This is a genomic window from Streptomyces sp. NPDC054932 (assembly GCF_053610205.1).
In genome coordinates, this window is sequence record NZ_JBSGXU010000252.1 from 1 (window position 1) to 9,837 (window position 9,837).

The 9,837-nt window shown below is 70.4% G+C and carries 6 protein-coding genes; all 6 read left to right on the forward strand.

Going from position 1 to position 9,837, the window contains the following annotated elements; translation table 11 throughout:
- Nucleotides 1-290: 290 nt before the first annotated feature.
- Nucleotides 291-1,163 (forward strand): universal stress protein, encoded by an 873-nt coding sequence (locus tag ACWGE1_RS37410; RefSeq protein ID WP_453424929.1) that lies wholly within the window; start codon nucleotides 291-293, stop codon nucleotides 1,161-1,163.
- Nucleotides 1,164-1,245: 82 nt separating this feature from the next.
- The gene (ppdK, locus tag ACWGE1_RS37415; protein WP_453424930.1) at nucleotides 1,246-3,948 is read left to right on the forward strand and encodes a pyruvate, phosphate dikinase; all 2,703 of its coding nucleotides are present in this window, start codon (nucleotides 1,246-1,248) and stop codon (nucleotides 3,946-3,948) included.
- 277 nt (nucleotides 3,949-4,225) lie between these two features.
- Nucleotides 4,226-6,496: a formate C-acetyltransferase gene (pflB, locus tag ACWGE1_RS37420; protein ID WP_453424931.1), complete on the forward strand. Its 2,271-nt coding sequence runs from the start codon at nucleotides 4,226-4,228 to the stop codon at nucleotides 6,494-6,496.
- Complete coding sequence (gene pflA / locus ACWGE1_RS37425; RefSeq protein WP_453424932.1) at nucleotides 6,493-7,221, forward strand: pyruvate formate-lyase-activating protein; 729 nt, start codon at nucleotides 6,493-6,495, stop codon at nucleotides 7,219-7,221. Before pflB ends, pflA begins: the two co-directional genes overlap by 4 nt.
- Before the next feature lie 1,424 nt (nucleotides 7,222-8,645).
- Nucleotides 8,646-9,551, forward strand: a complete 906-nt coding sequence (locus tag ACWGE1_RS37430) for a universal stress protein (RefSeq protein WP_453424933.1) — start codon at nucleotides 8,646-8,648, stop codon at nucleotides 9,549-9,551.
- Nucleotides 9,548-9,823 (forward strand): hypothetical protein, encoded by a 276-nt coding sequence (locus ACWGE1_RS37435; protein WP_266607101.1) that lies wholly within the window; start codon nucleotides 9,548-9,550, stop codon nucleotides 9,821-9,823. The genes ACWGE1_RS37430 and ACWGE1_RS37435 overlap by 4 nt, the downstream gene beginning before the upstream one ends.
- The last annotated feature ends 14 nt before the right edge of the window (nucleotides 9,824-9,837 follow it).

Genomic DNA, 9,837 nt, shown 5'->3' on the forward strand with positions numbered 1-9,837 from the left:
CGGCCGGCCGTCCTTCGCGGCGGCGGGCCCGGGCCGCTTCCGCATGTCTGCCGGAGAGGCCGGCCGGGGCCGTCCCCGAAGCGGGGCGGGGCCGTCAGGCGTGCGGCACGACAGCTACGGGGCAGCGGGCGTGGTGCCAGAACTGCATGGGCGACCGACCGCCCGGCGGTGTGCGGTCGTGTGGGGCCTACAGGACCCGCAGCAGGGACCTGTGGCCCCTCGGCGGGTGGGTCGTGGGCAGGTCACTGTGGAGATGCAAGGCCCTTCCCCGTTCTCCCGAGGAGCCGTTCATGTCCCGCACCGTCACCGTCGGCTTCGACGGATCCCGTGAGAGCCTCGCCGCCGTGGACTGGGCTGCCGGGGAGGCAGTGCGCCGCGCGGCGCCGCTCCGGATTCTCCAGGTCTGGAGCAAGGACGACGATCCGCGTACGCGCCTGGTGGCCCCGGCGACCGCTCAGGCGTGGGGTGAGCGGGCGCTCGGTACGGCGGTGAGGCGACTGCGCCGACGCCACCCAGGTCTGCGGACCGAGACGCAATGGGTCTGCGGTGACCCGGTGGAGGAGCTGTGTGCCGCCGCGGACGAGGCGGAGCTGTTGGTGCTTGGCTCCCGTGGCCTGGGCGGGTTGGCCGGCTTCCTCGCCGGGTCCGTGTCGCTGGCCGTGCTCGCCCGCACCTGGCGCCCGGTCGTCCTGGTCCGCCCGCACAACGGCCCGGCTGCGGGGGAGGACGGGCCGGCCGGAGAGGTCGTGGTCGGCCTGGACGTGTCCGCACCCGGCGACGAGGTGCTCGCCTTCGGCTTCGCGGCGGCCGACCGGTACGGCTGCGGTCTGAGGGTACTGCACACCTGGGCCGTTCCGTCGCTCTACGGAGCCGACATGGGCGCCGCCCTGCAACTGATGTGGGCGGAAGTCGCGCAGGACGCGCGCCGGGCGCTCGACGAGGTGCTGGCCCCGTGGACGGAGAAATACCCCGGTGTGTCCGTCGTCCGTGAATGCCGCCAGGGCCGGCCGGCGCAGGACCTCGCGGAAGCCTCGCGAGGGGCCCGGCTGGTCGTGGTGGGTCGCCGGAACCGGCGTGCGCGGATCGGCACGCACATCGGGGCCGTCACCCACGCCGTCATCCACCACTCCCTGGCTCCCGTCACGGTCGTGCCGCACGACTGACCGACCGAACCGGCCGCTACCGTGCGGCATGCCGCCCCACTTCCCGGGACCCGACATCCACCGAAGAGACAGGCGAGCAGCCATGACCACCTATGTGTACGACTTCTCCGAGGGCGGCCGGGACATGGCCGGTCTCCTGGGAGGCAAGGGAGCGAACCTCGCGGAGATGGCGCGCATGGGCCTGCCCGTGCCGCCCGGCTTCACCGTCACCACCGAAGCCTGCCGGATCTTCCTCGCCACGGGGCAGGCTCCGGACGGCCTCGACCGGCAGATCGGCGAGCATCTCGCGGCGCTGGAACGAGCCGCCGGGAAGCGGCTCGGCCAGGTGGACGACCCGCTCCTGCTCTCCGTCCGCTCGGGGGCGAGGTTCTCGATGCCGGGCATGATGGAGACCATCCTCGACATCGGGCTGAACGATCTCTCGGTCCTGGGCCTGGCCAAGACCCCCGAGCGCGAACGCTTCGCCTGGGACTCCTACCGGCGCCTCGTGCAGATGTTCGGCAGTACGGTCATGGGCGTCGACGGCTCCCACTTCGAAGCGGCGCTCGCCGCCGTCAAGCAGCAACACAGCCGGGGCGACGACACGCAGTTGGACACCTGCGACCTCATCCGGATCGTCGAAACCTTCAAGGACCTGATCCACGAGCGGACCGGGGAGGAATTCCCGCAGGATCCGGCCGAGCAACTCCGGCGGGCGGTCCTCGCCGTCTTCACCTCTTGGAACGGTGAGCGCGCAGGTCTGTACCGCCGACGCGAGCACATCCCGGACGATCTCGGCACCGCGGTCAACATCCAGACCATGGTCTTCGGCAATCTCGGTCCGGACTCAGGCAGCGGCGTCGCCTTCACCCGGGATCCGGCAACCGGCCGACCGGGCGTCTACGGCGACTACCTGCCCAACGCCCAGGGGGAAGACGTCGTCGCCGGCATCCGCAACACCGTGCCCCTCCAGGACCTGGCCGGTCTCGACCCTGCGTCGTTCGCGCGACTGCGCGGCTACATGGACCGGTTGGAGGCCCACTACCGCGATCTGTGCGACATCGAGTTCACCATCGAGCGCGGCACACTGTGGATGCTCCAGACCCGCGTCGGCAAGCGCACGGCCCAGGCCGCCTTCGCCATCGCCTCCCAGCTCGCCGACGAAGGACTGATCAGCGAGCGGGAGGCGCTGGGCCGGGTCGGCGGCGAGGCGCTCGCACGGCTGATGTTCCCCCGCTTCGCCACCACGGACTCGAGCGAGGTCATCGCGCGGGGCGTGCCCGCCTCACCGGGAGCGGCCGTGGGCGCCGTCGTATTCGACTCCGCGGAAGCGGTCCGCAGGGCGGCCGCCGGCGAGAAGGTCGTTCTCGTACGTCAGGAGACGACGCCCGACGACCTGCCGGGCATGGTCGCCGCCCAGGCGGTGCTCACCAGCCGGGGCGGGAAGACCAGCCACGCCGCGGTCGTCGCGCGCGGCATGGGCAAGGTGTGCGTGTGCGGGGCGGAGGGCATCGTCGTGGACACCCGGGAGCGGCGCTTCAGCGCCGGTGGCGTGACGGTCCCCGAAGGCACGGTCGTCTCCGTCGACGGGTCGGAAGGCGTGGTGCGCCTCGGCTCCGTACCCCTGGTCGACTCCGACGTCATGCGGTACTTCGAGGAGGGCGGCGTGCTGCCGGCCGACGGCACGGCCCGGCAGCCGGTGCGTGATGTGCACCGGCTCATGCGGCAGGCGGACGCCGTGCGGGGCCTGGAGGTCCGGGCGAACGCGGACACCCCCGAGGACGCGGCCCGCGCCCGTCGCTTCGGTGCCCAGGGGATCGGCCTGTGCCGTACCGAGCACATGTTCCTCGGCGACCGGCGCCCCCTGGTCGAGGCGATGATCCTTGCGCACGGCGACACCGAACGAGAGGCGGCACTCGCGGCGCTGCTGCCGCTCCAGAGGCACGACTTCATCGGCATCCTCGAAGCGATGGACGGCCTGCCGGTCACCGTCCGGCTGCTCGACCCGCCACTTCACGAGTTCCTGCCGGACCGCACGGAACTCGCCGTCCGTCTCGCACGCGGCGAAGCGCTCGGCACACCGGCCGATCCGCACGACAGCGAACTCCTGGCGGCCGTCACGCGCATGCACGAGGAGAACCCGATGCTCGGCCTGCGCGGCGTGCGCCTGGGGCTGGTGGTGCCGGGGCTGGTGGCCATGCAGGTACGGGCCCTCGCCGAGGCCGTCGTCGCGCGCAGGCGTGCGGGCGGCGACCCTCGGGCGGAGATCATGGTCCCGCTGGTGGACGCGGTCGAGGAGCTCCACCTCGTACGGGAGGAAGTGGACCGGGTCCTGGCAGAGGTTTCGCTGGAGACCGGCGTCGACGTCACCTGCCCGGTCGGAACCATGATCGAACTGCCCAGGGCGGCTCTCACCGCCGGCCGGATCGCGAAGGAGGCGGCGTTCTTCTCCTTCGGCACGAACGACCTGACACAGACCACCTGGGGATTCTCCCGCGACGACGTCGAAGCCGCGTTCTTCTCCGCGTACCTCGACAAGGGCGTTTTCCCCGTCTCCCCGTTCGAGACGATCGACCGTGAAGGCGTCGGCCGGCTGGTGCGGATCGCCGTCGAGGAGGGCCGGGCAGCTCGCCCGGACCTGAAGATCGGCGTGTGCGGGGAGCATGGAGGGGACCCCGCTTCGGTCCACTTCTTCCACGGGGCCGGCCTGGACTACGTCTCCTGCTCGCCCTTCCGTGTCCCGGTCGCCCGCCTTGAGGCCGGCCGGGCAGCCCTGGAAGTGAACGGCACCGACGCGAGCGCATAGCCCCCGCACCGTGCTGCCCGGGGGCGCGGAGAGCCGCGTCGTCATGGACCCGTACCCGCCGCGGCTGCCGGGTTGGGCTCGTGACGCTCTGCGGGAGGGCCCATGGTCCCTCGCCCCGACGGGACCACAGGCCCTCTCCGCCCCGCTCACCGGGGCCGGTCAGCGGGCTCCTCGTTGCCTCTTCGACCCTGGCCGGCGACACAGTCGGCGGGAACCATCAGCAGTGAGAAAGGGCGATCGCCCACCTCGCCTCCGTCCCGGCCCAGGAGATGACGACATGACCGTGACCGTCCAGCACTCTGCCGACCCCGGCCCCCTCGTCACCCGGTCGTGGCGTGGTCTCACCGGCGAGGAGTGGCAGCGACACATCGACGTCCGTTCCTTCATCCAGGCCAACTACACGCCCTACGAGGGCGATGCCGCATTCCTCGCCGGTCCCACGGAGCGCACCCGCACCGTGTGGAAGACCGTCACCGCGCTCTTCCCGGAGGAGCGCCGCAAGGGTGTGCTCGACGTGGACACCGCCATGCCGTCCACCATCACCTCCCACGCGCCCGGCTACATCGACCGCGACCTGGAACTGATCGTCGGATTGCAGACCGATGCTCCGCTGAAGCGGGCGATCATGCCCAACGGCGGGCTGCGGATGGTGGACAACGCGCTGCGCGCGTACGGCTTCGAACCGGATCCGTTCGTCACCAAGGTCTTCGGCACGTACCGCAAGACCCACAACGACGGCGTCTTCGACGCCTACACCCCCGAAATGCTGGGCGCCCGCAGGGCCGGCATCATCACCGGCCTGCCAGACGCCTACGGGCGAGGCCGCATCATCGGCGACTACCGCCGCGTCGCGCTGTACGGAACCGCCCGGCTGATCGAGGCCAAGCGAGCCGAGCGGACCCGGCTCGACGAGACACCGTCCACGGCCGACGTGATCCGCGACCGCGAGGAACTGGCCGAGCAGATCAGGGCACTGGGCGAGCTGGAACGGATGGCCGTCTCCTACGGCTGCGACGTGTCCCGTCCCGCAGCCACCGCGCACGAGGCCATCCAATGGCTCTACCTCGGCTTCCTCGCCGCCGTGAAGGAGCAGAACGGCGCGGCGATGTCCCTGGGCCGCACCTCCACCTTCCTGGACATCTACCTCCAGCGTGACCTCGACGAAGGGAACATCGACGAGAGCCGCGCCCAGGAACTCATCGACGACTTCGTGATCAAGCTGCGGATCGTGCGGTTCCTGCGCACACCGGAGTACGACGCGCTGTTCTCCGGCGACCCCACCTGGGTCACCGAGTCCATCGGCGGCATCGGAGAGGACGGCCGCCCCCTGGTCACCCGCACGTCCTTCCGCCTTCTCCAGACCCTGTACAACCTCGGCCCCGCCCCCGAGCCCAACCTGACCGTGCTGTGGTCCCCCCGACTGCCGGCGGGCTTCAAGCAGTTCTGCGCCCAGACATCCATCGACACCAGCTCCATCCAGTACGAGTCCGACGACCTCCTTCGCCCCCGCACCGGCGACGACACTGCGATCGCCTGCTGCGTCTCCGCGATGGCGGTGGGCAAGCAGATGCAATTCTTCGGTGCCCGTGTGAATCTGGCCAAGGCGCTGCTGTACGCCATCAACGGCGGCCGCGATGAGATGAACGGCGAGCAGGTCGCCCCGGCGACGGCCCCGCTGACCGGCGAGCAGCTCGACTACGCCGATGTGGCCGACGCGTACGACCGCACGCTGGACTGGCTCGCCGCGACCTACGTCAACGCGCTCAACGTGATCCACTACATGCACGACAAGTACGCCTACGAGCGGCTCGAGATGGCCCTGCACGACCACCCGGTGCATCGGACGATGGCCTGTGGCATCGCTGGGCTGTCCGTGGCGGCCGACAGCCTCTCGGCCATCAAGCACGCCCGTGTCAGGGTCATTCGGGATGCCACCGGGCTCGCCGTCGACTACCACGTCGCGGGCGACTACCCGACCTACGGCAACGACGACGACCGCGCCGACCGCATCGCGGTCGACCTGGTCCGCTCCTTCATGGCCAAGGTGCGCCGCCACCCGGCCTACCGGGGGGCCGAGCACACGCAGTCGGTGCTCACCATCACCTCCAACGTCGTCTACGGCAAGCACACCGGCAACACCCCCGACGGCCGCCGTGCGGGTACGCCTTTCGCCCCGGGCGCAAACCCGATGAACGGACGTGACCGACACGGGATGGCGGCATCGGCGCTGTCGGTCGCGAAGATCCCGTATGACCAGGCCCGCGACGGCATCTCCCTGACGTCCACCATCACACCGGAGGGCCTGGGGCACGATCCGGCCGAACGTGCGGAACACCTCGTCGGAATCCTCGACGCCTACACGGCCGCAGGCGGTTTCCACATGAACGTCAACGTCCTCGACCGAGCCACCCTCGAGGACGCCATGGAACACCCGGACAACTACCCCGACCTGACCATCCGCGTCTCCGGCTACGCCGTCAACTTCGTCCGCCTCACGCGCGAACAGCAACTCGACGTCATCAACCGCACCTTCCACGGTGCGCGATGACCACGGGCCGCATCCACTCCTGGGACCTGTCCACCGGCGTGGACGGGCCCGGCACCCGGTTCGTTCTCTTCCTCAGTGGCTGTCAGCTGCGCTGCCTGTACTGCGCCAACCCCGACACCTGGCACATGCGCGACGGGCAGCCGGTCACCGTGGACGAAGTGGTGGGGCGCATTGAGCGGTACCGGCAGTTCACCACCCTGGCCGGTGGAGGCGTGACGCTGACCGGAGGCGAGCCTCTGCTCCAGTCCGCCTTCACCGCCGAGGTGTTCCGACGCTGCAAGGAGCTCGGCCTGCACACCGCACTGGACACCTCCGGCGCCCTCGGCACTCGCACCGACGACGCACTCCTGGCCGATACCGACCTGGTCCTGCTCGACATCAAGTCCTTCGACGCCGGCGTCTACCGGCGCCTGACCGGCGGCCACCTTGCACCCACCCTCAACTTCGCCACCCGGCTGAACCGTCTCGGCGTCCCGACCTGGATCCGCTACGTCCTGGTCCCCGGCTGGACCGACGATCCGGCTGCCATCGATGGTCTGGGCCGCTTCCTCGCGGAACTGGACAACGTCGACCGCGTCGACGTCCTGCCTTTCCACAAACTCGGTACCCACAAGTACGACTCGCTCGGCATCCCCTTCCCGCTCCGCGACAATCCGGTTCCGGACGCCGCACTGGTCGAGCGCGTTCGCGACCAGTTCCGGGCGCACGGCTTGCGGGCACACTGAACCAGCCGGATGCGCGCCACATGAGACGCCTCTTCCGGCCCGTGACCATCAACTTCTCCTTGCAGCCGCCTCCACGCTACGAGGAAGGTCATGCGCACCGAACGCCGAGTGTGGGGCGCAGCCCGGGTACACCGATGGCCGGCAACCCCGTTCGGGTGCAGACCCTGTGCCGAGCTGACACGACAGGCGCCGTTCTAGCTGCCGGACCCGTGCGGTAAGGCGCTTGTTGGCCTCCAGCGCGTTCGCGAGGTTGGTTTGGACGTCCGGCACACCGCCGCCATCCGCCCATCTCCCGTGGGTGCGCTGGCAGCGACGTGGACGCGTTCGAGCAGGTTGGGATGGCGGTAGAGGAATGTCCGGTCGACTTGAGCCGTGCGGGGCGAGGCCGGAGATGGTGATGTCCCCGCCGGACTTCACCGCGGCGTCGATGGCCTTCAGGACGCGTTCGCGGCGGCGGGCAGAGTCGGCCCGCTTCCCGTCGATCACGGGGTTGGCCATCCGGTAGGCCTTTCAGGGCGGAGACCTTCGGGCGGTCTGATCCTGGGCAGGTCGCGGGAGACGACGCGGCGGGTGCGGCGGCAGCCGACGACGGGGCCGGTCTGCTCGACCGGCACGTCCCCCTCGACCCGGACCAAGCCGCGCGGCGGCTCGGCGTCCGCACGGTCGATTGGGCCAGGTCGTCAAGCTCGGTTTCGTCTCGCCGGAGGGCTCGGTGGAGGTAGGCCTCACCGGGACCGATCGCAGACTGGACCGCGTACCTGTCCGTCGTCCGCGAGGCGGTCGTGCCCCTGGCCGCGCTCCGAGAAGGCACGGCTAGCAGAGCAGTCTGCCTGGCAGTTGCGGCGCTGCCCCCTTCCTCGGCGAAGTCCGGAAGAGTCGCTTCCGCCGACCCTGCGCCTGGGCACCGCCGAGGCCGAGCACGTCGTGTGCCGTTGCATTAGCGGCTGGCCGTTGAACCGGCCGCCGCCGAATCCGCTATGCGGCGGTGAGCCGCGTACGGGCATGGGGGCCGCCCGGGCGGTGATCCGGGGCCGCAGGCTGGCTGGGTGGGTCGGTTAGGAGTCGAGAACATCTCGGCTCCAATGACCACCGCGCGTCCATCGGGGTGGGATGCGGCGAGGATGTCGCGGGCCGTCTTGAAGGCGTCGAGGAACCCCGCGCATGCTCCGCCGACATCGGTGGCCCAAGCCCGGTCTGCGCCGAGACGGTGCTGTACCGGGCAGGCTGTGGCGACCGCGAGCTGATCGGGTGCGCTGCCGAGCCGTCCGACACGGTCTTGTGGCAACGGTCGAATTCCATATGGAGACGAGCAGAACCCTTGGTGGGGACCTTCGGCCCCGACGAGGTACCTAGGGCCCCTCTTCTGTCCGGCGCTGGGGTGTCAGCGTGGAGCTGCCCCCAATAGCGGTCGGCGAGGAGGAGCTATGGAGAACAACAGCAGAAGTCCGGACCTCGGATCGGTCATCGTCGGTGTCGATGGGTCCGAGCCTGCCCGGTGGGCGGCGCTCTGGGCTTCGGACGAGGCTGCGCGGCGCCGTCGCCCCCTGCACATCGTGTACGGGTCCGACGTCGACGGCCGGGTCCTCGAGCTTTCGGACGACGACATGGAACGGGTCCGTGTCGCAGGGCGTGAACTGCTGGACGTTACGGCCGAGGCCGTGCAGGCCCGGCATCCCGCGCTCTCGGTCACGACGGAGTTCAGCCGTAGCGGGCCTGCGATGAGCCTGCGCCGGGCCGCGAGCGACCGCGGGACCCTCGTCGTCGGCAACCGGGGACCGGGCGGATTCAGCTCCTTGACCCTGGGCTCGGTCGGCCTCAAGGTCGCTGCGGACGCTCGTACCCCCGTGATCGTCGTGCGGGGGAGCGAGCACGAGGCCGTGAACGGTGTCGTGCTGGCCGCCGTGCGCGACGAGCGCGATCTCGATTGCGTCCGTCACGCCGCGCGTGAAGCCGAGCTGCGCAAGGCCTCGCTGCGGCTGCTGTACGTACAGGGCGTCCTGCAGTCCGTCGTATCCGCGGCGGGAGCAGCCGATGGCCAGAACGGGGTCGCCGGCCACCGTGGGCAGAGCTTGAAGGTCGTAGCCGAGCAGATTCGGGCCGAGTGCCCCTCGCTGACGGTCCAGGCGGACGCGGAGAGGAGTGTGTCCGTCGCCGGGGTGCTGGTGGAGGCCTCCCGCCACGCCGATCTGCTGGTCATGGGTGGGCGCCGCTCGCCCGGCTACCTCGGGCGCACCCTGGGGCGCGTGACGCACAGCCTGCTGCACCATGCGTACTGCCCCGTCGAACTGATCCCGCGGCACGCCGACGAGCCCAGGAGCGAGGCGTCATGACGACCACCGAGATGGCCACCACCGAAGCCGGCGAGATTCTCGTCCGCATCGACCCGGCGGAAAACTGGTACGCGAGCCTGGCTCGGGCGGCAGCCGAGGCCGAGAAGCGCGGGCTGGGGCTTCGCCTCGTCCTCACCACAGCCCCTCAACAAGATCTGCCCCCTGCCACCGAGAGCCGAAGTGCCACTACCGGCCAGTGCCCCTCAGAGGCGGAACGGTGGGGCGAGGAAGACGTCCGCCGTGAAGAACGAGACACAGGCGGAACGCAGTAGCGCCAGGCAGACGC

Coding starts and splice junctions, on each gene's coding strand:
- ACWGE1_RS37410 (WP_453424929.1), top strand. CDS start 291: ATGTCCCGCACCGTCACCGTCGGCTTCGACGGATCCCGTGAGAGCCTC.
- ppdK (WP_453424930.1), top strand. CDS start 1,246: ATGACCACCTATGTGTACGACTTCTCCGAGGGCGGCCGGGACATGGCC.
- pflB (WP_453424931.1), top strand. CDS start 4,226: ATGACCGTGACCGTCCAGCACTCTGCCGACCCCGGCCCCCTCGTCACC.
- pflA (WP_453424932.1), top strand. CDS start 6,493: ATGACCACGGGCCGCATCCACTCCTGGGACCTGTCCACCGGCGTGGAC.
- ACWGE1_RS37430 (WP_453424933.1), top strand. CDS start 8,646: ATGGAGAACAACAGCAGAAGTCCGGACCTCGGATCGGTCATCGTCGGT.
- ACWGE1_RS37435 (WP_266607101.1), top strand. CDS start 9,548: ATGACGACCACCGAGATGGCCACCACCGAAGCCGGCGAGATTCTCGTC.